This is a genomic window from Pedobacter terrae, from assembly GCF_036946585.1.
In the GTDB taxonomy this organism is placed as follows: Bacteria; Bacteroidota; Bacteroidia; order Sphingobacteriales; family Sphingobacteriaceae; genus Pedobacter; species Pedobacter terrae_C.
The window spans coordinates 121,336-145,351 of sequence record NZ_JAQIIV010000003.1 but is presented as its reverse complement, the minus strand read 5'-3'; the positions used below and the strand labels follow the sequence as shown (position 1 = coordinate 145,351).

Below are 24,016 nucleotides of genomic sequence, written 5' to 3'. Positions count from 1 at the left end.
ACTGTCCTAGTGCCATTCATCCCGGTAAACAAACTTTGGCATGTGCCACTTGTAGCGGATCGAAAGCACTCTTAGAGCTAAGCCCACTATGGCTGCAGAAACAGTTGCAAGCATTTGTGAACCCTGAAAATGTTCTATCCCGATATAAACTGCGCCGGTAACAATGGCCGCACTGGCATAGATCTCTTTGCGGAAAAGAAAAGGCACTTCATTACAAAGCACATCACGGAGCACACCGCCTGCACAGCCGGTAATCATTCCGCTAAAAAGTACAATTAAATGAGGTAAATGGATCTGTTGTGCCACCTGACAGCCAATAATGGTAAATACCACTAAACCCAGAGCATCAAGATAAAGAAAAAGCTTCTTGAGTTTGGTCATAATCGAGGCAATAAATGCCGCGAATAAAGCAGCTACGGCGGTTATTACTAAATATTCTGGATGCTCAACCCAACTCATCGGGTAGTGACCAAACAATACATTTCTAACCGTTCCGCCACCCAAGGCCGTAACCCAGGCAATAATACAAACACCAACCCAATCCATATCCCGCCTGCCTGCAGACAGTGCCGCAGTCATGGCCTCAGCAGTTATGGCGATCATGTAGAGGATGTGGAGCATGGCCTAGTTGAAACGTTACCTGTTGTAAAGTTGGAAGATTAATTATCAAGAAATAGTTTTATGGTTTGATTGCTAAACTGGTTACTGCAAACGGCAACTTGCTAACTGAAAACTGCCAACTGAAACTAATCTTTCTTATCTTCCCTAATAATCACGAAAACATCTTCATTGTCTTTCTTCATGAAGTACTTTTCGCGTGCAAATTTTTCGGCCGTATTTAAGTTGGTATTCAACTCGTTTAAATCTTTTTTAACCTGGGCAGTTTCTTTCTCGAAATATTCTTTTTCTTCCTGTAGTTTATTGGCCTGACTGCGGTATTCATATTGCGACATCATATCATTTTTGTCGAAAAATAGCATCCACATCGCAAAGGCGACCGTTGCAAGGAAATATTTATTGCGGAAGAGATCTATTAAACGTTTCATATATTTTGATATGAGATTTTAAATGTGAGATTGAGAAACCCGAATCCAACAGACAAATATAGTATTAAAATAAAAACATCCGAAGATTTAAAATCTCCGGATGTTTCGCAACTCAATTTTTCAACTTGTTAACAATAGCGATGGGTTTAAACCCATCGCTATGAATTATTTTTTAGCGTATTTGAATTTAGAACCGATAAAACGGGCATTCTCGCCCAATTCTTCTTCAATACGTAATAATTGATTGTATTTTGCAATCCTGTCCGAGCGTGAAGCCGAACCGGTTTTAATCTGTCCGCAGTTTAATGCAACAGCTAAATCAGCGATGGTCACATCTTCAGTTTCGCCAGAACGGTGACTCATTACCGATGTATAACCACTGTTTTGCGCTAAAGTTACCGCATTGATGGTTTCAGTTAATGAACCAATCTGATTTACTTTGACTAAGATTGAGTTAGCTGTATCTTCGTCTATGCCACGTTGTAAACGCGTAACGTTCGTTACAAATAAATCATCACCAACCAATTGAACATGGTCACCAATTTTATCAGTTAAGCTTTTCCAGCCCGTCCAGTCGTTTTCGTCCATACCATCTTCAATAGAAATGATTGGATATTTGGCTGATAAATCCGCTAAGTATTGTGCCTGCTCTTCGCTTGAACGAATTACACCTGTAGCACCTTCAAATTTGGTATAATCATATTTACCATCTTTGTAAAACTCAGATGAAGCACAATCTAAAGCCAAACAGATCTGTGAACCTGGTTGGTAACCAGCAGTTTCAATTGCTTTTAATACGGTTTCGATTGCATCTTCAGTACCATCAAAAGTTGGTGCAAAACCACCTTCATCACCTACTGCGGTAGATAAACCTCTATCGTGAAGAATTTTTTTCAAGCTATGGAAAACTTCAGTTCCCCAACGTAATGCCTCAGAGAAAGAAGGTGCCCCAACTGGCATAATCATAAACTCCTGGAATGCGATAGGGGCATCAGAGTGAGAACCGCCATTGATAATGTTCATCATCGGAATAGGTAAGGTGTTTGCATTAACGCCGCCTATGTAACGGTATAATGGCTGGCCAATTTCGTCAGCAGCAGCTTTTGCAACAGCTAAAGAAACACCTAAAATAGCATTAGCGCCTAGGTTACCTTTGTTTTCGGTACCATCAAGGTCTAACATAATTTTGTCAATGGCGTTTTGTTCAAAAACATCAATACCTCTTAATGCATCAGCAATTTTGGTATTTACATTTTCTACTGCTTTTAAAACGCCTTTTCCTAAATATGTAGATTTATCTCCATCACGTAATTCAACAGCTTCATATTGTCCGGTAGAAGCACCACTTGGTACTGCAGCACGGCCAAATGCACCTGCTTCTGTTGCAACTTCTACTTCTACTGTTGGATTTCCTCTTGAATCAAGGATTTGTCTCGCATGGACATTAACAATTATGCTCATTTTTATTTTAATTTTTTTGTTGATTTCTTAACCTGCTTAGTGTACAAAGTACAATTACTAAGCCCAACATCAAAGTTAGTATAATTTTTAAATAAATAAAGCGTTTTGAAGCCTATTGTTACGATAGTTGTTTGAGTTAATAGGTGGTTAATTTTAAGTTAATATTGATCGCCAAACTCATGGTCTTATCAGTATGGACCGTTCATGTTTTTTTGAAAAGCAATTGCAGGGTTACTTGGGTTAGTGTTGGCTCCGCTTTCCATTACAAGTCTTCCCCCGATGAAAAATCCTACCGTGTGGACACATCTTTTTAAGAATAGTTTAGGCATTTTGCTAGCCAACTTTAATAAGTTACTGGTTTTAGCTAAGGACGCTGTCAATCCCAAGAGCCAAGGAAATCAAAAAAACAGTTGCAGTTCAGGTAAATTAGCACTAACAAACCCGAAACGCAGTGGTTTTGTGTTCATTACGATGATTTGATTTTTAAAAAGATATTGAACACAAAACGAAGTACCGCTGTTTTTTTGATGGGGATGGGATTGTGCAAAAGGCTCATTGCTGGATTGACGAAGCGCTTTGGGTACTTTGGCGCTCCAAAGTACCATGCCCCCGCGGCATAGAGCGGCTGAAAAATATTATGATCAATTGCGTCCACACCGTAGGATGAAAAATCGGAATTGCGGGCTTTCCATTACAATCGGGTTATTTATCGGTCGGTGTCTCACCGACCGAAATAGAATTTCTTTATTTTTTAGCCTCAGCTAAAAGTTCTGAATTCAGACGTATGTATTCATCAATCTTCTGGGCCTTTGCGGCTTCAATACCTTGTTGCGCTGTAACTGTAGCGGCAGCTTTATCGCCCATTTTCAATTGAATGCGACCCTTCCAAAGTTTAAACCAAGGGGCTTTAGGATCCGATTTTTCTGCTTCCGTCATCCATTCTAAAGCCTGTTTTAAATCTTTTCCATGCTGAAAATAGTATTGTGCAGCTGCAAAATAAGGTTTCTTTTCACCTTTCATTGCTTCAGCAATATTGGCCATCACTTTTTCATCAATAGACGTTGTAATATTAATGGCATATGCACTGTTCTCCCACATCATGTTTAAAGTTGCCGAGGTTTCTTCAACGGCCGAAAATTGCATGGTTAAAGTTTCTACTTTATCCTTTAAAGCGATCGTTTTTACCTTTACACGCAACACATCATCACTTTCCTTATATTCGTATGCACCCCATTGATTGGCAATTTTATTAAAAATAACCGTCCATTCGGTTTTACCAGGAATACTGAACAGGCCATATTCTCCCGCTGGTAAATCTTTACCTTCAATTTTAACGTCATCTGTAAATTTAACCCGGGTAGCTGCGTTTGCACCGTTTCTCCAAACTACACCTAAAGGTTCCATACCGCCAAAAATTTTGCGGCCTTTTACATTCGGACGTGAGTAGGTTAGCATTATTTTACCCAATCCAAAATCCTGGATTAAGGTTTGTCCACTACTTGGTTGAGGGAATTTGACTTCCTGGGCATTTGCTAAATTTGCTGCACCTAAAAGTGCTACAAACAGCATTAAAGAGCTGATTGATAATTTCATTGTTTTGTTGTTTTTGCTTCCGCGAATTTACGTAATAAGCTCCTGGTTCAGCAAAAGTTTTAATGCTACATTTAGATCAATTGATTTTTTCTGAAACCAAAAATCAGTTCATCAAAATATTCTTCATTTTTAAAAATAGTACCCTTTAATTCCGCTTCGAAGATAAACCCCGATTTCTGTAAAACCCTTTGTGAAGCCAGGTTGGTATGGGTCGTCCTGGCGAAAATCCTTTCAACATCGAATGTTTCGAAACCATATTTTAGCATTTCTTTTATGGCGAATGTAACAATGCCTTTGCCCCAATGTTTCTCGGAAATCCAATAACCCATTTCTGCACTTTTGCTGTAAATGTCTGCCAGTTGATGCACACCGATCGATCCGATTACTTCACCATTTAATACAATCGCTTTAATCTGTAGTGGATCATGACTTAAAGCCAATTGAATAAAAGCTTCTCCATCTTTTTTTTCGTATGGAAACGGAAATTTATTGGTTAGGTATTTAGAAATGTTGGAGTTATTGGCGTGTTTAACCAGGTTATCCACATCAGTTGATTGAAAGGCACGTAAAGTGAGTTTCATGGTACAAGGTTTTGATGTAATTGTCGCAATCTATAAACTTTTGCCAAAATATCAATCAAATCCTCTGATTCTAATTATTAAGGCTTTTGTGGCATATTTACTCAAATCAGATGACCATCGATTTAAGATCTTCAATTCTTTCGAAATGCTTTTTGTTTAGCGTGGCAATTTTTATGTTTCTGGATAGTGCTCTGGCTCCAATAAAATATCATTGATTTTAATGGATTTCCCTTAAAAGCTTATTCTAATACTGCAGTAGCTTCTTAAATATTTGCAAACAAAAAGTTTAACCTGGCAAGTTCTGCTTTGATCTGGTTCATGCCAATTAAACCGCCCGACATGCCGCTGGATTGCTGAAAAACATTTACCGTAAGTTCGTTTTCGCTTCCCTGCATCATGGTTACGCTGAATTTGTAGTAAGTGGCAAATGCACCGAGTAAGAGCCTTTTGGTCCGGCTACCTTTTTCTAAAATCAAATTCCCGAACTGTTGATCAATTACTTTGTAGCCCTGTAATTCAAATAGCTCGGTAATTTTTTTGGTCATTTCCTCTACAGAAATATCTTTATATAGATTCGAAATTAATCCGTCAACGGTTTGCAGGTTTTTTATAAAAAACGTCATATTATTTAAAATAGGGTTTATTTTAATTCATCCAACACCTTAAACAACTTTTTGTTGATACTGTTTCCGCTATAGTTATTTATGTTGATCACGACTACATATTTGTTACCAGCAGAATCAGTATGGTAACCTGCAAATGCCGAAACATCATTTATGGTCCCGCTTTTAATTTTCATGCCATTGTATTCTGGCAATGCTTTATAATAATCAGGAAACCAGCTTTCTTTTTGAGTCTGGAAAAGTATATTGGCCATTGCCGACGTTGTGATTCTGTTGCCAGGAGAAAGTCCGCTGCCATCAATGATGTTAAGTGCCGTTTTATCGATTCCCTTAGCAGCCCAAAAGTTGATTTCAGTCTCTGCACCTTTGCTTGTTGTAGCTTCTTTGCCCGATTTTATGGCGATGGTTTTTAAAAGTGACTCACCGTATAGATTAATGCTTTTCTTTAAAAACCAATAAGTAATCTCGCTTAAATTGGGCGAAATAATGGTACTTATTTTCTGCGTGATAGAAGGGATAACCTGATTGTTCAATGTCATTAATCTCGCAGTAGTGGCTTGCTGGCCAGCAGAAATTCCCAGCCTTTTCAATGTATCCAGCAAACGGTAAGCGCAATCAAATGTGGGATCTGGCAATGCAACTGAAATACCTTTTTTAGTTATCCCCATTCCCCAGCTTCCGCGTAGGTAAGCCACATTGCTATAGGGTGGGAGAAAAGCATAACTTCTGTCGCCGGTGCCAGATGCACCGGTTTTCAGTTCATTTACAATTTGAACGTATGGAGTCGCCGGAACGGTTTTTATCATTTTCACCTCGTCAGCTGTGCTGCTGCCTGGCCTGAGGTGAATGTCGAACTGATTTTCCCGCCAGGCTAGGCCTGAAGTTCCCGCACCATAATAATTGCCAATATCCTGCCAAACCCAACCTTCTGGCGTAGTTTGCGTACCAAAAATACGATCATCACCAATCACGGTACCGTCAATTTTTTTTATTCCTGCTGCTTTTATGGCGGCAACCCATTGTGTTAAAACAGCATTTTCTTTATTTTAGTAACGCCAGGAACCCAAAGTTGGGTCACCGCTTCCAATTATCATTAAATTCCCTTTTAAGATTCCATCGGTGGTAATCGTGCCGGTGTAAGCCAACGTGGTCTGGTATCGAAAATCTTTTCCTAAAATGCTGAAAGCAGTGGCTGCAGTAATGGTTTTCAATGTTGAAGCAGTAGCCAAACCAATCTGCTCATTTTTGGCATATAGTGTTTTACCCGTATTGGCATCCAAAATACAAAGCGATACAAGTGCATGTTTAGCCTGTTCGTCGTTTAATAGATTATTAAAAGCTTTTTCAATGTTTTGGATCCTGTTTTGAGCATTTGCCGCTATTGTAAAGCATAGCAATAAACATAATATTTTGTAAAACTTCATTTTTATGCAGAAGGTTATTTTATACCAGGAAACTGGTATAGTTAGCTTTGTTTATAACGCGTGTTTCGTTAGTGGGGTATGCCTCTAAAAAAGTTGTTGGAAACTTTACTTTTTTGTTCTCGTTCCATTTAATCTCAATTGCATTTATTTTTCCATCAATTTCTTCTATTAAATCAATTTCCTGCTGTTGAAAGCTACGCCAAAAATAATATTTAGCGTGTTTTCTTTTGTTATTGCTGGCTTTTACATATTCCGAAATGATATAGTTTTCAAAAAGCTGACCAGCATCCTGCCTTAATCCCAGCATGCTAAAATTTTCGATTACAGCATTGCGGATCCCTGTATCGTAGAAGTATATTTTTTTGCTCTTTTTTATCTCATTCCGAAGATTGCTGCTATATGCACCCAGCCTAAATACGACAAAACATTGTTCTAACAAATCAATATAACGTTCAACAGTGAGTTTATCAGCTTCAATCATCTGGCCAAGCTCAGTATAGGATATTTCATTTCCAATCTGCAGTGCCAAGGCCTGTACCAGTTTTTCAAGCTGTAAAGGTTTCCGGATACCCGTAAGTGATAAAATATCTTTAAAAAGATAGTTGTTGGATAAATTTAATAATAACTCTTTTTCTTCTCCAGGATAGTTGATGGCATCAGGATAAGAACCATAAATCAATCTTTTTTCTAGAGCTTGTTCTTCAACGATCACATTTGTATCATCAACAAGTTCTGCAACTGAAAAGGGAAAGAGGTGATATTCGAATTTTCTTCCAGTTAATGATTCTTTTATGCCGGCAGCTAAATCTAAAGATGAAGAGCCAGTAACCAAAAGTTGCACATCAATAAAGTTATCAACTATTAATTTTAGTGCTAAACCAATATTTGTTACCCTTTGTGCTTCATCTATAAATATAAATTTATTTGAACCAATAATTGATTTTAACCGCTCAATACTAATATCGGTTAGGGTGTTGCGAACATTGGCCTCATCACAGTTTAGAAAAACCGACGGCAACTCTGTTTTTTTTACCAATTGTTTTAACATAGTAGTTTTACCAACCTGTCTTGCTCCGGTAACTATAATTGCTTTTTGTTTAAAAAACTTCGATTCGATGTGGGTTTGCAAACTCCTTATGATCATTTCATGATATCTTATTAAAGTACAAATATAGTCAAACCAATATTATAATCACTAAATTATATATAATTCGGTGATTATAATCTCTTTTTTATATATAATTTAGTGATTACGATCTCTTTTTTTTGTTTCTTACTTTGGAAGTTTTAGCCGTTGAAAAGTTTATTCCGTTTAATTTCTTTTCCCTGTCTGAGTTTTGCGGCGTGGTAAATGGTAGGTACATCATTTGTCCATTGTCTGAGTGTAAACACAATGGCGAGTATTTCCGATCTTGTAACCAGGCCAATCCAAAAGCAAAGTTCAAAAAATACAACTGACTCGCAGTGAACCATAATTTCAACCAGACTGGCGAATATGGTTAATGTCCAGATTTTGGCGCCAATAGAGTGTGTAGCAATCTCCTTTTTAAATTTAAGATAACTTACGGCATAAGTAGAGGCCTCAAAAGCACCTAGCACAATCAGTTTTACAAGATTGGTTTTGAAAAAATCTGGACATTGGATGTACGTGGCAATTGCTACAGAAATAAAGAATACCTGATCTATACTGGAGTCTAAGCGTCTTAATTTTTCAGATGAGATATTCAGCCTGCGTGCAATAATGCCATCAAAAACGTCAGTTAGCAAACCAATAGATAAAAGTGTAATGGCCAAAAAGGAGTAATAAGTGGTATGAAAAATACTGAGTAAAATGATTATGAAACCGATTAACAGCCGTGAATAAATTAAGGCAATAGGAATATTTTTCATGAATGGAGGGCGCATAAAAAAGCCCCAATTTTACATCGGGGCTGGAGATTTTATAGATTATACTAATTCTTTCTGAACCAGGTATTCTGCAATTTGAACTGCGTTGGTTGCTGCACCTTTACGTAAGTTATCAGCAACAATCCAAAGGTTTAATGCTTTTGATGCCGATTCATCTCTACGGATACGACCAACAAAAACTTCATCTTTTTCATGTGCATCTTTTGGCATAGGGTACTTTAGGTTGGCAACATCATCTACAACAATTACGCCTGGCGCTTTTTCTAAAATACTACGCACCTCGGCTAAATCAAAATCATTTTCAAATTCGATATTAACTGATTCGGAGTGGCCGCCCATAACCGGGATTCGAACTGTTGTAGCGGTAACCTTAATGTTGTTATCGCTCATGATTTTATTTGTTTCCTTCACCATTTTCATTTCTTCTTTGGTATATCCGTTATCGGTGAAAACGTCAATGTGAGGAAGCACATTTAAGTCGATTTCGTATGGGTAAGCTTTAGGGCCATCAATGCCATTGCGCTCGTTCATTAACTGCTCAACTGCTTTAACTCCAGTACCCGTAACCGATTGGTAAGTAGAAACGATTACACGTTTGATTTTGTATTTATCGTGTAAAGGCTTCAAAACTACAACCATTTGAATGGTAGAACAGTTCGGGTTAGCAATAATTTTGTTATCAATAGAAAGTTCGTGTGCATTAACTTCTGGTACAATTAATTTAATTGCAGGGTCCATTCTCCATGCTGAAGAGTTATCAATAACAGTTGTTCCGGCTTCTTTAAAGCGAGGCGCATGTTCTAACGAAGTATTGCCACCAGCTGAAAACAAAGCGATATCCGGTTTCATGCTGATTGCAGTATCCATGCTAACAATTGGGAACTTCTTACCCTTAAAAGTAATTTCCTTACCAACACTCTTTTCTGATGCTACGGGAATTAACTCTGTTAAAGGGAAATTTCTTTCCTCCAATACTTTTAACATGACAGTACCAACCAACCCGGTGGCACCCACTACTGCTACTTTCATTTTAATTTTTTTTATATTATTAATTATTTGATATGAGCTCAAATATGCTAAAAATTAAGCTGATATCCCTATTGTTGCCAATTAAATTTGCTTTTAACGTTTGAATTTTTTGATTTTCGATAGAAAATATGGTTAAAAATAAAGTATGAGCGGAGACTTGAGACGTTTCTTGAGGAGGGGACACGGGATAACTTTGGCAGTCAACGTGGATGTTTTTATTTTGGAAAGCAGGTTTTAGAGCGTATCGGTTACGACAGTCCTGCTATCACTATAATCTTTTTAAACAATAACCGTTATGCCGAAGTACGAAGCGTCTGTTTCATCGGGTACGGTGAGCAAGTTTATGGCTCCTGCAATTAAAAAGTATTGCCGTTCTATAAGGTTTAATTAACCCAAGTCATCTCCCTTCTAACATTGAGAAGATTTTTAGTGAAAGATTCTGCGTTAGGGATTGGAAGGGTTCAGTACCGATATTTTCATCGGTACCGTAGCGAAGCGAAGCCCGACCTTTGCGCAGCTTGGGGAACGCCCATATCAGTTTGCAATATGCAGTTTACAGCCAGAATCGTTTTTTATAAACCCCACATGTTTTCAAAACTGTGGGGTTTGGATAAATTTAAATCAAATTAGCTTTGATATAATCGCAGCTGGCTTTAATCGAACCGATAGGATCTGGCTGATAATTGGTTTCGTGCTCCACAAAGAAATGCTGCATACCCGAAAGTTTTGCCTCGGCAAAAATGGTTTTAAAATCAATTGATCCTTTACCCACCTCGGTGTTCCATTCCGGTTTGGCTTTATCCATATCTTTTACATGCCACATCGGGAAACGGCCAGGATATTTTTTAAACAATGCTAAAGGATCGTTACCTGAACGGACAACCCAGTATAAATCCATTTCAAAGTTGACCAGGTTTTTTTCGGTTTCGCTTAAATAAACATCATAGCCAGTGGTACCGCCCAATTTCTTAAATTCGAAATCGTGGTTGTGGTAAGCAAACTTTAAGCCTGACGCTTTGGCAATTTCAGCCACTTTATTAAAATCATCAGCTGTTTTCTTAAAGCCGTCTACACCTTTGCTCATATCAACATGGGCGCCGGCAATGGTAAAATATTTACCGCCAATAGCTGCTGAAGATTCGATATCTGCTTTTAACTTGTCGGTTTTTCCGGTTTTAGAGAATTCATCCATTCCGTAATGCCCGCTTGGTGCTTTTAAACCGTTAGCATTTAATAAAGCTTTAAACTCTTTAGGGGTTAAGCCCCAGAATTTTCCGTTAGAAAAACCATAGGTTTCCACTTCTTTGTACCCGGCTTGCGCTACTTTTTCGATAACGCCTTTTACGTCTTTTGGTATTTCATCGCGCAAGGTGTAGAGTTGTAAACCAACATTTTTACTTGCCCTATCAAAAGCAAAAGAGGGGATTAGTAGTGCTGCTCCGGCCGCTAATCCTGCCTGCTTTAGGAATGTCCTTCTTGAATTCATCTCTTCAATTAAATAATTTCTTTCTTAATATAAGCACAGCTTGCCGCAACAGATTCCATCGGGTTTGGTTTGTAATTGGTTTCGTGCTCTACAAAGAAATGTTTCATGCCTGAAAGTTTAGCCTGGGCAAAAATCCGTTTGAAATCTATAGATCCGGTGCCGACTTCAGCATTTAAGGCTGGGTTTGCTTTATCCATATCTTTAACATGCCACATGGTAAAACGGCCGGGATTTTCTTTGAATAATTTAATCGGATCGTTTCCTGAACGTACCACCCAATACAGATCGAGTTCGAAATCAACTAATTTTTTATCGGTACTTTTTAACAAAATTTCGTAACCTGTGGTATTGCCAATTTTATCAAATTCAAAATTGTGGTTGTGGTAAGCCAAACGGATACCGGCCGCTTTGCACATCTTTCCAGCTTCGTTTATTCTGGCTGCAATTTTCTTATAATCGTCAGCATTCTTCCTGAGGCTCGCATCTAACCAGGGGATGGTTACATATTCGCTTTTCAATACTTTTGCTGCTGCAATTGCCGCTTTCAGTTCGGTGGTATTGCCATCGCTTAAATAAGTGCCTAAGCCATAATGGCCACTTGGTGCCTTTAAACCATGAGCATCTAACAGCGCTTTGAATTCTTTAGGTGTTAAACCCCAAAATTGATCATTTATAGAAAAACCATAAGTTTCTACTTCTTTAAAACCAGCTTTGGCAATTTTTGCTATCGTCCCTTTTACATCTTTAGGCAACTCATCCCTTAAAGAGTACAACTGGAGGCCAACAACTCTTTTATTATCGGCTGCGAAAACAAATGAAGGTACCAGCAGCGCCGCTGCTGCAGCCACGCTGCTGTTGATTAGGAAATTTCTTCTTGATATCATAACATAGATTAAATATCGCAGATAGATACCGCCTTTTTCAATGAGGCTATTTTATCTGCTTGTTTAGGTATAAATTCTTGTGCAACGTAACCTTTGAAGCCGGTTTCGGCAATGGCTTTCATAATGGCAGGGTAATATAATTCCTGGGTATCATCTATTTCATTACGTCCAGGTACGCCAGCGGTATGATAATGGGCAATGTATTGGTGGTACTGCCGGATGTTACTGATTACATCACCTTCATCAATTTGCATATGGTAGATATCATATAACAATTTGAAGTTTTCAGATCCCAAACGTTTGCAAAGTTCAGCTCCCCAAGATGTTCTATCGCATTGGTAATCTTTATGGTTTACTTTGCTGTTAAGCAACTCCATTACCAATACGACGTTGTGCTTTTCAGCCAAAGGAATTAACTGTTTTAAGCCCTTAACGCAATTATTCCAACCGGTCTCATCATCTTTACCACGGCGGTTTCCACTAAAGCAGATCAGGTTTTTATAACCAGCTTCGGCCACAAGCGGAATCATTTTGGTATAATTTTGAATTAATTGTTCGTGGAATTTTTCATCATTAAAACCATCAACCAAATTAATCTCAGCACCATTACACATGGTTGATTCTAAGCCATGTTTTTTTAAGGTAGGCCAATCGTTAGGCCCCACCAGATCAATGCCTTTTATCCCTATTTTTTTTGCTTCAATACAAAGTGTATCTACATCAAAGCTGCTAAAACACCAGCGGCACACGGCATGGTTAATATTTCCTTTTAGCCCAAGTGGCTCATTTGATTCTGTTTTATTCATGGCTAGTGCTGATAAGCCTGAAGAAACACCCACTGCTGCAGTCCCTGCAACGATGTTCTTTAACGCATTTCTTCTATTGATGTTAGCGTTCATATTAAACAGTTTTAACTTCTACTTCTGATTTGGTTTTATCATTAAATATCAGGGCGAAAAGCAAAAATACCACCAACGCAATACCCGCAGGAATAATCCAGATCATTTTCCAGTCCATAGTACCATCAACGGCTTTATAAGCATCAGAAATTTTCCCGGCAACTGCAAAGCCGATGAGCATACCTACACCATAAGTTGCCAAAGTAATTAAGCCCTGGGCAGAGCTTTTAAATCTTTCTCCTGCTTTTGAGTTGGTATAAATCTGACCGGAAACAAAGAAGAAATCATAACAAACCCCGTGTAAAGCAATACCTAAAATGAGCATGAAGCTTAATTCACCGGCGTTTCCATAAGCGAATAGGGCATAACGTACAGCCCAGGCCAACATACCCACCAGAATGGTCATTTTGAATCCGAAACGTTTAAAAAATACAGGTATAAACAATAAAAATAATACTTCTGAAGCCTGACCAATCGTCATCTTACCTGTTGGGTTATCCATACCGATATTAGAGAGAAAAGGGTTCGCATTCTGGTAATAAAAGGCTAATGGAATACAAATCAAGATAGAAGAGATGAAGAAGATGAGGAAGTTTCTGTCTTTTAATAATTTCAAGGCATCAAGACCCAATACATCAGAAATGGTAATCTTTTCATCAGATGAAAGTTTTGGTGGAGTTTTAGGTAAAATAAAGCTGAACAAGCCTAAAACTAAAGAAACAATGCCAGCCATAAGAAACGTATTTTTAAGTAAGCCTGCCTCTGTACCTTCTTTTGAATCCCAATGGAAGAAATAGCTGATCAATAAACCAGCAGCAATCCAGCCAATGGTACCAAAAATACGGATAGAAGAAAATTCTTTCTCCGGATCTTTCATCTGATTGAAAGAAACAGAGTTGACCAGGGCCAGGGTAGGCATAAAAAGGATCATGTAGCCTAGAACGTAAGGATAGAATACGCTTACATCGGTTGCATTATACATTTGATACATTAAGACGGCACCGATAATATGTAGAACACCTAAAATGCGCTCGGCGTTAAAATACCTGTCGGCAATTAAACCAACGATAAAAGGGGCAATAATAGCCCCCCAGGATTGTGTAGAAAATACAGCACCGGTTTCAGCACCGGTAGCCTTTAAATTATTTCCTAAGAAAGTACCAAGGGTAACAAACCATGCGCCCCAGATAAAAAATTCCAGGAACATCATGGCAGAAAGTTTAAAGCGTGTAGTGCTATTCATTTGGTTTAGATCAGGTTATTGGGTTTAAGGTTTAAGGCGTAGGGTTAAGAGTGAGGGATATTACCCTCAACGTTTACCCTACGCCTTCAGCCACATTATATTTTAAGTTTTGAATGTATGGTTGGAGCAGACGAAAGAAAGCCTTTAGCCTTCTACCTTACACCTTTTACCTCTTTTTATAATTCTTTAATAGAGATGTTTTTGTACCATACTTCATCTCCATGATCTTGCAGGGCAATTTTACCGGTTTTAAAGGTTCCCCAGTTTTCCCATGTAGCAAATTTGCTGCCTGCAACAATTTTTTTCCAGTTATCATCCCAAAGCGTTGTTTTGACTACTTCAACACCATTTAAGATTAAGGTTAATTTACCTTTCTTGCTAATGATCTCTGCTTTGTTCCATTCGCCAACTGGTTTAACTGGTTCTGACGAACTTTTTACCAAATCATAAAGATCGCCGGCACGGTGTTTAGTGATTTTTCCATCAGGATGGCCATCATTATCGATCACCTGCATTTCTAAACCGGTAGAATAAGTAGCATGATATTTAGGTTCTTCATGAACATAAAAAATAACACCGCTATTTGCTTTGGGAGCTACCTTCCAATCATATTTTAAGTGGAAATCACCATACTCTTTATCGGTGACTAAATCGCCACCGCCATCTTTACCTTTTTTAGCTAAATCTAAGTGTAATGCACCATCCTGAACCTGCCAACCACTACCAACAGTAGTTTTGTTGTAGGTATGCCAACCTGTTGTAGTTTTACCATCGAATAATGGTTTAAAGCCTTTTTGTGCGTTTGATATTTGTGTAACTGCTAGCATAATGCAAGCAGAGAGAAAGATTTTTTTCATTTTTTTGAATTTAAACATGATAGATTAAATCTGTCACGTTTGTAAGTACTTTTAATTAAAGTGTTAAATTGTTCCAGCCTTTACGGTATTCGCGTTTTACAAACTGGTTTGCTTCATCAAAGTTGGTCACTTTCATATTATCGTTGTCCCAAAGCATTTTCATATACCTTCCTGGGTAGGTAGTTTTGCCGTTTACCGTTTTTTGCACATCAAAACTTCTGATCGCCAGGTTGGCCATCAATAAAGCTTCCGTTAACGGACCAGCAATTTCAAAAGGTGAACTCACTTCCTGTTTGCCATAACCGGCAATTGCTGCTTCAACCCATTGTTTATAATGTCCGTTTGCACCATCTGGTACGCGTGCATATTTTGGCGCAACTTTAATGTCCTTGTTTTTACTTAAAGGCAATAATTTAGGGTTTGCGCTATATGTTTCAGACATCATTTTACCTTTTGTTCCGATAAATAATGTACCGTTACCACCATCACCAAAAGTTTCATTTGCTTCTAATTCTTCCGGACGTTCTGGCTGGATCCCACCATCCATCCAGTGTAAAGTAACATCACCTTTTGTTTTATTCGTTTTCGGAAATTTTAAGGTAACATGGCTTGACGGAGGGCAACTTTCAGGAAAATAACCGCGTTTAAATTCATCTACATAAACAGAACCTACACTTGCCTGAACTTCTTTGGCATATTTTAAATTTAATACACTGAAAGGAGCTTCGATTAAGTGACAACCCATATCGCCCAAAGCGCCGGTTCCGTAATCCCACCAGCCACGCCAGTTAAAAGGAACCAATTTATCAACATAATCCTTTTCAGGAGCCGTTCCCAACCATAAATTCCAGTCTAATTCTTTAGGAATTTCCGCTTTTTTGCTTGGCCATGGAATACCTTGTGGCCATACCGGACGGTTAGTCCAGGCATAAACCGTATGTACATCGCCAATTAAACCAGCTTCATACCATTCCTTCATTTGGCGCGGACCATCGTTTGATGCACCTTGATTGCCCATTTGCGTAACCACCTTATATTTTTTTGCAGCTGCGGTCAGAATCCGCGCTTCATAAATATCGTGTGTTAACGGTTTTTGAACGTAAACATGTTTGCCCAACTGCATGGCAGCTAAAGCCTGGATAGCATGGTTATGATCTGGAGTAGAAACAGAGACAGCATCGAAGTTTTTATGTTCTTTATCTAACATCTCGCGCCAATCTTTATAGTATTTTGCTTTAGGGTAAGCTTTTACACTATTGGCTGCACGGCGATCGTCTACATCACATAAAAAAGCAATATATGCTTTTCCGCTTTTGTAAAACATTTCTAAATCGCTTTGGCCTTTTCCGCCAACGCCAATGCCCGCAACCAATAAACGATCGCTTGGTGCTAAATAACCTGTTCCGCCCAAAACATGGCGCGGAACAATCATAAAGGCAGCGGCAGCGATTGCCGACGTTTTAATAAAATCACGACGGTTACTCGTGTTTTTATTTTCTTGCTCTGTTTTCATATGTAGTAAATCGATTTGCTAGAGGAATTCGACTATTTTTTCTTTAAAGATAAAATATACTTCACCATTAATTTTGCATCATCTTTTTTAAGGGAAGCATGAGCGGTCATTGGCATATTGCCCCAAACTCCGGTACCTCCTTTAATAATCTTATCGGCCAGCATGTTGATGTTTTTTTCGGTAGCCGGATATTTTTTTGCGATGTCTACGTATGCAGGACCAATAATTTTGTTGGTTTTGTTGTGGCAACCTAAACAATCTGATTTATTGATCAGTTTTTCTCCAGGATTTGATTGAAAGTTTGCATGGTTTGTTGTGGTTGCCGTTGCAAGCACAGCCTTTTCTTTTGCTAAATCAGCTTTTGAAAACGACGCCATAAAAATGACTACAGCGCCTAAAACTAAAAATGTTTTTTTCATGTTGTGTGTGTTTTGTGTGTTGTTATTCTTGTAATCCTAATATTCTTTTATTGAAAGCGCTATCACTACCCGATGCGGCAAAATCATCAAATGCCTTATCAGTTACGTTAATGATGTGTTTTTTGATAAATTCTGCGCCTTCACGTGCACCATCCTGCTGATTTTTAATACAGCATTCCCATTCCATAACGGCCCAGCCTTCGAAATCATATTGGGCTAATTTACTAAAAATCGTTTTAAAATCAACTTGCCCATCACCTGGCGAGCGGTAGCGTCCTGCACGGTTTGCCCAACTCTGGTATCCGCCAAAAGTGCCTTGTTTGCCCGTAGGGTTGAATTCTGCATCCTTTACGTGGAAGGCTTTAATGCGTTCGTGGTAAAAATCGATATACTGAATGTAATCCAATTGTTGCAACACAAAGTGAGATGGATCATACAATAAGCATGCCCGAGGGTGATTATCTACTGCCGCAAGGAACATTTCGTAAGTTTCTCCATCAAATAAATCCTCTCCAGGATGTATTTCATAGCAAACATCTACACCACATTGGTCAAATTTATTTAAGATAGGTGTCCAGCGTTTGGCTAGTTCTGCAAAACCTTCTTCAACCAATCCGGCCGGACGTTGAGGCCAAGGGTGGAAATATTGCCATAATAACGAACCACTAAAAGTGGCGTGTGCATTTAAACCGAGGTTTTGTGATGCTTTAGCCGCATATTTCATCTGCTGCACTGCCCATTCCGTTCTGGCTTTCGGGTTTTTGTGTACTTCTTTTGGTGCAAAAGCGTCAAATAGATCGTCGTAAGCAGGATGAACGGCTACCAACTGGCCCTGTAAGTGTGTAGATAGTTCGGTAATTTCCAAACCATAAGTGGCAATTTTACCTGTTAACTCATCAGCATAGGTTTTGCTTTCTGCTGCTTGTTTAAGATCAATAAAACGGGTATCGAGCGTCGGCATCTGAATACCTTTAAACCCTAAATCTGCCGCCCATTTGCAAATACTGTCTAAAGAATTAAACGGAGCTTCGTCGCTTATAAACTGTGCTAAAAATACAGCTGGTCCTTTTATAGTTGTCATACCGGAATTATATTTTATAGTCGAACCATTTTTGATCTGATTGGCCCGAGGCCACTACATTCTCAATAAATGCCATTCCTCTGATTCCATCTGAGGTGCCAGGGAAATCGAGCATCTCGGCCGTAGGTTGCTCGTTATTTAATTTCGCATTTACGGTAAGTGCAAAGTTTTTGTAGATATTGGCAAATGCCTCTAAATAACCTTCCGGGTGACCGCCTGGTGTACGGGTATTGTGTTTTGCAAAACTACCCATATAGCCGTTTCCTGTCCTGTAGATTTGGGTTGGTGCATCTAACCACCTTACAATCATGGTATTTGGTTCCATCTGGTGCCATTCTAAACCACCTTTTTCGCCATAGACCCTGATTTTTAATGCATTTTCTTCGCCTGCGGCGATTTGTGAGGCTACCAACACGCCGTTAGCACCATTATCGAATTTTAAAAGTACGTTACCATCATCATCAATGGCTCTTCCTGGTACCACGATATTTAAATCGGCACAAATTTTAGTGATTTCTAACCCCGAGATATATTCGGCAAGATGTGCTGCATGTGTACCGATATCGCCCATGCAACCGCTTTTTCCCGTTTTAGAAGGGTCGGTACGCCAGGCGGCCTGTGCATTGCCTTCGCGCTCTGAAAGTGTGCTTAACCAGCCTTGTGGGTATTCTACTACAATTTTACGGATATTACCCAATTTGCCTTCGCTAACCATTTGTTTGGCTTGCTTAACCATCGGATATCCCGAGTAAGTGTGTGTTAAACAAAGGGTTAATCCGGTTTCTTCTACTTTAGCATGAAGCTGTTTTGCTTCTTCCAAAGTTAAAGTCATCGGTTTTTCAATCACCACGTTAAAACCTTTGTCCAATGCCATCATCGCAGGGGCAAAATGGGCAAAGTTCGGAGTAACGATGGTTACGAAATCAATCCTTTCTTCTGCTGGCAACTCACTTTCCTTAGTCAGCATTTCTTCGTAATTGTTGTAGATTCTGTTATCGGGAAGAAAAAGCATTTTCCCAGATTCGTATCCAACTTCAGGATTTACACTTAAAGCTCCGGCAGATAATTCTATCAGGCCATCCATGTTAGCCGCCAAACGGTGTACGGCACCAATAAAGGCGTCTTTTCCGCCGCCTATCATGCCCATTCTTAATTTTCTTTTCATTTTATAAAGGTGTGAGGTTTAGGGTTAAAGGTTTAGGATGATTTCCCTATGCCTAAAATCTTTACCTCTTGCTTTGTTTTTTATTAGGTTGTGGTTTAATAATTATGGTTTAAGGTAAATTCTTGTTCCTGCTACCTTAAAAAGGCTCAGGGTAAAAGGTATAAGGTTTTCGGGTGATTAAACCTTATACCTTACGCCTTCTACCTTGAACCTTAAGTTTTAAGCCTTTTTAGATATTCTTTTTCTTAAGCTCTTTTACCGCATAATCAGCAGCACGTGCTGTTAGCGCCATAAATGTTAGCGAAGGGTTTTGGCAAGCGATTGATGGCATGCACGATCCATCGGTTACAAAAACATTATTTACCTCGTGCATTTGGTTCCATTTGTTCAGTACTGAAGTTTTCGGATCGTTACCCATTCTGGCGGTCCCCATTTCATGGATCGCCATACCAGGATAGCAACCATTATCGTATGTTCTGATATTTTTTATGCCCGCTCTCTCTAACATTTCAGCAGCATCATTCATCATATCTACACGCATTTTTTTCTCGTTTTCTTTGTATTCGCAATCAATTGCCAATACAGGCTGGCCCCACTTATCTTTTTTGGTTTTATCGATGTAAACCTTGTTTTCGTAGTAAGGTAACATCTCTCCGAAACCGCCTAATCCCATGGTCCATTTGCCCGGGGTAGTCATTTTTTGTTTCAGATCTGCCCCAAATGATAATTCAGCAACGTCATTCTGCCAATTGCTTCTGCTCGCACCGCCCTGATAACCAAAACCACGTAAGTAGTCACGTTTATCTTTACCAATGTTTTGATACCTAGGTACATAAATGCCGTTTGCACGGCGACCATAGGTATATTTATCATCAAAGCCTTCAGCCTCTCCTGATGCGCCGCAGCGGAAATGGTGATCCATTAAGTTATGCCCTAACTGGCCACTGCCATTGCCTAATCCGTTGGGATGTGCTTCTGATGTTGAATTCAGTAAAATAAATGTAGAGCCTAATGTAGAACCATTTACAAAAATGATCTTAGCATAAAACTCCATTGTTTTGTTGGTCTCTGCATCAATAACCATTACGCCTTTCGCCTTCTTGGTATCTTTATCATAAATGATATGATTTACGATAGAGTATGGCCTTAAAGTTAAGCGTTTGGTTGCCATTGCCGCAGGTAGGGTAGAAGACTGCGTGCTGAAGTAAGCGCCGAACGGGCAACCGCGGCTACACAGGTTTCTGTATTGGCAATTGCCACGTCCTTTATGTGGAACGGTCAGGTTGGCCACACGGCCAATCATCATAATCCGTTCTCTTTTATAATGTTCTTCTATCCGTGCTTTTACTGATTTTTCTACAATGTTTAAATCCATTGGAGGTAGGAACTGCCCGTCAGGACAAGTTGGCCAGTTTTCGTTAGAACCGCTGATACCTGCAAAACGTTCGGCATAATCGTACCATGGTGAGAGTTCTGCGTAACGGATAGGCCAATCGCTTCCATGACCATCTTTGGCATTATCTTCAAAGTTATGATCGCTTAAACGGTAACTTTGACGGCCCCACATCAATGATTTACCACCTACGTGGAAACCACGGTACCAATCGAAACGTTTATCTTCGGTGTATGGGCATTCTAAATCGTTTACCCACCATTTCTCGTTTGCCTCCTGGTATGGATAGTCCCTTTTTTGTACCGGATGGGTACGTTTTTGTTCTTCGGTAAGTCTGCCCGCATGTTTAAAATCCCATGGGTTTTTCATGGCATTCTCATATCCGGTAATGTGCTCTATATTCATCCCTCTTTCGAGCATGAGTACACGTAAGCCCTTCTCGGTAAGTTCTTTTGCAGCCCAGCCGCCACTAATACCTGATCCTATAACAATAGCATCGTAAGTATTTTCTGCTTTTAAATTTGTATTTAAATTCATGATGTTTTGTCGTTGTTGTTAAGAGGTAGCCCAAGATCTTTGACCAGGTTTCAAAGGCGCATTGCCATCATATCGGCCCGGAATAAGGACGTATTCCCTTGCTTTGGTACAACCAATTTCTGAAGAATAATAACCGAGCAGGGTCAAATCTCTTGCCGTAATAAAAAAATAAGCCAGATCTTTATTCTCATCTGATTTGCTATCTTTTTGGGCGAGTGCAATAGCCCTCAAATCGATCATTAGTTTTGTGCGGTCGGCAGGTGTTAAAGCGATATAACTTTTTCCAAAATCTTTCATTGATTTTGCCTGAAGATCTTTAAAGCCTTTTGCAAAAGACGTTTGCATGGTAGCTGGATAACAATCTTTCATCATCATTGGAATAAACTTACCTAAGCCTGCTGCTTTGGCACCTGCAGATGATTTGGTTGTAGGAACTATAATATCAGCAAATTCGGCAAAAATCTTTTCGTCTTCCAGTGAATAATTTACAAAGTTTTTTTCATTTTCAGGGAGTGTAAAACTTTCAAATAACACGCCCATTGTACTTGCCGAGATTGCTCCACCAAGCAAAAATGCAACGTTTTTGAGTGCTTCTCTTCTGTGCATCGTATTTATGATTTTTATATTTTGGTTATTGATGTGTTGAATTAGTAATATTAGAAAAAATATAGCGTAAAGAATGAATTTTTAAGTTAAATTATTAGCGTGCAATATGATTGTTACCGGGTAGAATTGTTCTAAATAATGTGGGTTTTCTGCTTTATAAGCTGCTTGAAGCATGTTTTTATTTGGGTTTTGCTTGGTGTAAAAAGTACATTTACTGTAAGTAAAGGTAATTTGTGCCAATAAATTTAAAAATGAAGATTTGTCAGGAAAAATCAGGCCTATGAACAGGTTTAAATTAGCGAATTTATGATTCACAATTGAGCAAAGTTATCAAATTTCAAACAGCAGTATTTAGTTAGCAGTTTAACGTTATTTAATGATGTAAACTGGTTAACAACTTACTGGTTTATGCATTGATGGTGTAACGCCTTCTTAAAATATTTTATTGCCTTTTATCCCATTTTTTTACCTTTGCTCATTCTCAAAAAAAATATGCAGGAAAAAATTGTTGTTTTAGGTTCAAACGGGCAAATTGGCACCGAGTTGGTAACTACTTTACGTAAAATATATGGTGATGATCATGTTGTTGCATGCGATATACGCAGGCCAGATTATGATATCAAAAACGCCGCTCCGTTCGAATTTGTGAATGTACTTGATAAAGAAATGATCAATGGCATTTTTCATAAATACAGGCCAACACAAGTTTACCTTTTGGCTGCCTTGTTATCGGCTACGGGTGAACAAAATCCAAAGCTAGCCTGGGATTTAAATATGAACGGTTTATTGAATGTGTTAGATTTAGCTTTAGAATATAAAACGGCAAAAGTTTATTGGCCAAGTTCTATCGCCGTATTTGGGCCAAATTCGCCAAAAGATCATACGTCACAATATTGTATCATGGATCCGAACACTGTGTACGGAATCAGTAAGCTGGCAGGGGAGCGCTGGTGTGAATATTACAACCAAAAATACGGATTGGATGTGCGTAGTATCCGCTATCCGGGACTGATCAGCTGGAAAGCTGCCCCTGGAGGTGGAACAACAGATTATGCGATTCATATTTTTCATGATGCCTTGAAAAAGGGCAGTTACCAGAGTTTTTTAAATGCGGAAACAGAGCTGCCTATGATGTATATGGATGATGCGATCCGTGGAACAATCGAGCTGATGGATGCGCCAGCAGACCAGATTTCAGTGCGTAGCAGTTATAATTTTGGTGGCGTAAGTTTTACACCTGAGGTTTTGGCTGCTGAAATTAGAAAACATATTCCGGATTTTACACTAACTTACGCGGCTAATGATCCACGTCAGCAGATTGCGAACAGCTGGCCACGTTCTATCGATGATAGTTATGCTGCAAAGGATTGGGGATGGAAACCAGCATTCGATTTATCGAAACTGACAATTGATATGTTAAATAATTTAAAAAAATAGATAGAGAGATTAAAGGTGTAGGGTTTAAGGCATAAGGTTAATCTACTGTCCTGATACTCGATTCTCTATACTTGATACTAAAATACTCCAAAAAATGGGAAGAGCATTCGAATTTAGAAAAGAGAGAAAATTTAAGCGTTGGGCCAAAATGGCAGTTCAGTTTACGCGTATTGGTAAAGATATTGTGATGGCGGTAAAGGAATCAGGACCTCATCCGGAAACCAACTCCCGTTTGCGTACAGCGATACAAAATGCGAAGGCAGTAAACATGCCGAAAGATAGGGTAGAGGCCGCAATTAAACGTGCTTCCGATAAATCGATGGCCAATTATGAGGAAATTGTGTACGAAGGGTATGCACCACATGGTGTAGCCGTTTTAATTGAAACCGCTACTGATAATACCAACCGTACCGTTGCAAATGTGCGTAGTTATTTTAATAAAACGAATGGTACCTTAGGGAAAACCGGATCATTGGATTTTGTTTTTAATCGCAAATCTATTTTCCGTTTTGTGCCTGCTGAAGGTTTAGACCTGGAAGAATTAGAGTTCGAATTAATTGATGCTGGTTTAGAAGAACTTTATGTGGAGGCCGATGAAGAAGGAAATGATATTGTGGTAGCACAGGGTGCATTCGAAAACTTTGGTTCTTTACAAAAAGCTTTAGAAGAGAAAGGCATCGAGTTGAAAAGTTCAAAACTGGAGCGTATTGCTTTATCTCACCATGAGGTTACTGAAGAGCAGGCCGCCGATGTATTAAAATTGATTGATAAGCTGGAGGAAGATGATGATGTGCAGGCGGTTTACCACAATATGGCAGAGTAATAGCAATT

At 39.0% G+C, this 24,016-nt stretch carries 22 protein-coding genes and 1 pseudogene; 2 read left to right on the top strand and 21 right to left on the bottom strand.

The genetic code is table 11. The annotated features are described in order from the left end of the window. Positions 1 to 6: 6 nt before the first annotated feature. The 21 genes and pseudogenes from PGN18_RS05670 to PGN18_RS05570 all read right to left on the bottom strand — a co-directional run bounded on the left by PGN18_RS05670 (position 7) and on the right by PGN18_RS05570 (position 21,748). Positions 7 to 621 (bottom strand): trimeric intracellular cation channel family protein, encoded by a 615-nt coding sequence (locus PGN18_RS05670; RefSeq protein ID WP_335318423.1) that lies wholly within the window; start codon positions 619 to 621, stop codon positions 7 to 9. 125 nt (positions 622 to 746) lie between these two features. Then, positions 747 to 1,046, bottom strand: coding sequence for an FtsB family cell division protein (locus PGN18_RS05665; protein ID WP_335318422.1), 300 nt, complete (start codon positions 1,044 to 1,046; stop codon positions 747 to 749). 165 nt (positions 1,047 to 1,211) lie between these two features. Continuing rightward, positions 1,212 to 2,507 (bottom strand): phosphopyruvate hydratase, encoded by a 1,296-nt coding sequence (eno, locus tag PGN18_RS05660; RefSeq protein ID WP_335318421.1) that lies wholly within the window; start codon positions 2,505 to 2,507, stop codon positions 1,212 to 1,214. Between the two features lie 744 nt (positions 2,508 to 3,251). Beyond that, on the bottom strand, positions 3,252 to 4,100 hold the full coding sequence (locus tag PGN18_RS05655) for a DUF2911 domain-containing protein (RefSeq protein WP_335318420.1): 849 nt from the start codon (positions 4,098 to 4,100) through the stop codon (positions 3,252 to 3,254). Positions 4,101 to 4,171: 71 nt separating this feature from the next. Next, positions 4,172 to 4,681, bottom strand: a complete 510-nt coding sequence (locus PGN18_RS05650) for a GNAT family N-acetyltransferase (protein ID WP_335318419.1) — start codon at positions 4,679 to 4,681, stop codon at positions 4,172 to 4,174. Between the two features lie 263 nt (positions 4,682 to 4,944). Then, positions 4,945 to 5,304 (bottom strand): hypothetical protein, encoded by a 360-nt coding sequence (locus PGN18_RS05645; RefSeq protein ID WP_335318418.1) that lies wholly within the window; start codon positions 5,302 to 5,304, stop codon positions 4,945 to 4,947. A gap of 17 nt (positions 5,305 to 5,321) precedes the next feature. Continuing rightward, positions 5,322 to 6,728 (bottom strand): annotated as a pseudogene (gene dacB / locus PGN18_RS05640) (D-alanyl-D-alanine carboxypeptidase/D-alanyl-D-alanine endopeptidase). A 19-nt stretch (positions 6,729 to 6,747) separates the two neighbouring features. Further along, complete coding sequence (locus tag PGN18_RS05635) at positions 6,748 to 7,872, bottom strand: ATP-binding protein (RefSeq protein ID WP_335318417.1); 1,125 nt, start codon at positions 7,870 to 7,872, stop codon at positions 6,748 to 6,750. A gap of 143 nt (positions 7,873 to 8,015) precedes the next feature. After that, positions 8,016 to 8,633, bottom strand: coding sequence for a CDP-alcohol phosphatidyltransferase family protein (locus tag PGN18_RS05630; RefSeq protein ID WP_335318416.1), 618 nt, complete (start codon positions 8,631 to 8,633; stop codon positions 8,016 to 8,018). 42 nt (positions 8,634 to 8,675) lie between these two features. Next, positions 8,676 to 9,665 (bottom strand): aspartate-semialdehyde dehydrogenase, encoded by a 990-nt coding sequence (locus tag PGN18_RS05625; protein WP_335318415.1) that lies wholly within the window; start codon positions 9,663 to 9,665, stop codon positions 8,676 to 8,678. 616 nt (positions 9,666 to 10,281) lie between these two features. Next, positions 10,282 to 11,151 (bottom strand): sugar phosphate isomerase/epimerase family protein, encoded by an 870-nt coding sequence (locus tag PGN18_RS05620; RefSeq protein ID WP_335318414.1) that lies wholly within the window; start codon positions 11,149 to 11,151, stop codon positions 10,282 to 10,284. Between the two features lie 8 nt (positions 11,152 to 11,159). Then, positions 11,160 to 12,035, bottom strand: a complete 876-nt coding sequence (locus PGN18_RS05615) for a sugar phosphate isomerase/epimerase family protein (protein ID WP_335318413.1) — start codon at positions 12,033 to 12,035, stop codon at positions 11,160 to 11,162. An 8-nt stretch (positions 12,036 to 12,043) separates the two neighbouring features. Then, complete coding sequence (locus tag PGN18_RS05610) at positions 12,044 to 12,934, bottom strand: hydroxypyruvate isomerase family protein (RefSeq protein ID WP_335318412.1); 891 nt, start codon at positions 12,932 to 12,934, stop codon at positions 12,044 to 12,046. A 1-nt stretch (position 12,935) separates the two neighbouring features. Further along, positions 12,936 to 14,177, bottom strand: a complete 1,242-nt coding sequence (locus PGN18_RS05605) for a nucleoside permease (protein ID WP_335318411.1) — start codon at positions 14,175 to 14,177, stop codon at positions 12,936 to 12,938. A 176-nt stretch (positions 14,178 to 14,353) separates the two neighbouring features. Further along, the gene (locus PGN18_RS05600; protein WP_335318410.1) at positions 14,354 to 15,034 is read right to left on the bottom strand and encodes a 3-keto-disaccharide hydrolase; all 681 of its coding nucleotides are present in this window, start codon (positions 15,032 to 15,034) and stop codon (positions 14,354 to 14,356) included. 55 nt (positions 15,035 to 15,089) lie between these two features. After that, on the bottom strand, positions 15,090 to 16,547 hold the full coding sequence (locus PGN18_RS05595) for a Gfo/Idh/MocA family protein (protein ID WP_335318409.1): 1,458 nt from the start codon (positions 16,545 to 16,547) through the stop codon (positions 15,090 to 15,092). Between the two features lie 32 nt (positions 16,548 to 16,579). Then, a complete protein-coding gene (locus tag PGN18_RS05590; RefSeq protein ID WP_335318408.1) occupies positions 16,580 to 16,966 on the bottom strand; it encodes a c-type cytochrome in 387 nt (128 codons plus the stop codon). A gap of 22 nt (positions 16,967 to 16,988) precedes the next feature. After that, positions 16,989 to 18,047: a sugar phosphate isomerase/epimerase family protein gene (locus tag PGN18_RS05585; RefSeq protein WP_335318407.1), complete on the bottom strand. Its 1,059-nt coding sequence runs from the start codon at positions 18,045 to 18,047 to the stop codon at positions 16,989 to 16,991. A gap of 7 nt (positions 18,048 to 18,054) precedes the next feature. Further along, positions 18,055 to 19,212 carry a Gfo/Idh/MocA family protein gene (locus tag PGN18_RS05580; protein WP_335318406.1) on the bottom strand — a complete coding sequence of 386 codons (1,158 nt, stop codon included), beginning with the start codon at positions 19,210 to 19,212 and terminating at the stop codon, positions 18,055 to 18,057. A 229-nt stretch (positions 19,213 to 19,441) separates the two neighbouring features. Continuing rightward, on the bottom strand, positions 19,442 to 21,142 hold the full coding sequence (locus PGN18_RS05575; protein ID WP_335318405.1) for a GMC family oxidoreductase: 1,701 nt from the start codon (positions 21,140 to 21,142) through the stop codon (positions 19,442 to 19,444). A gap of 18 nt (positions 21,143 to 21,160) precedes the next feature. Next, entirely contained in the window at positions 21,161 to 21,748 is a 588-nt protein-coding gene (locus PGN18_RS05570; RefSeq protein WP_335318404.1) for a gluconate 2-dehydrogenase subunit 3 family protein, read from the bottom strand. A gap of 492 nt (positions 21,749 to 22,240) precedes the next feature. On the opposite strand from PGN18_RS05570, the gene PGN18_RS05565 reads away from it, so the two are divergent. Then, on the top strand, positions 22,241 to 23,185 hold the full coding sequence (locus PGN18_RS05565) for an NAD-dependent epimerase/dehydratase family protein (RefSeq protein ID WP_335318403.1): 945 nt from the start codon (positions 22,241 to 22,243) through the stop codon (positions 23,183 to 23,185). 94 nt (positions 23,186 to 23,279) lie between these two features. Beyond that, positions 23,280 to 24,008, top strand: a complete 729-nt coding sequence (locus PGN18_RS05560; protein WP_205056412.1) for a YebC/PmpR family DNA-binding transcriptional regulator — start codon at positions 23,280 to 23,282, stop codon at positions 24,006 to 24,008. The last annotated feature ends 8 nt before the right edge of the window (positions 24,009 to 24,016 follow it).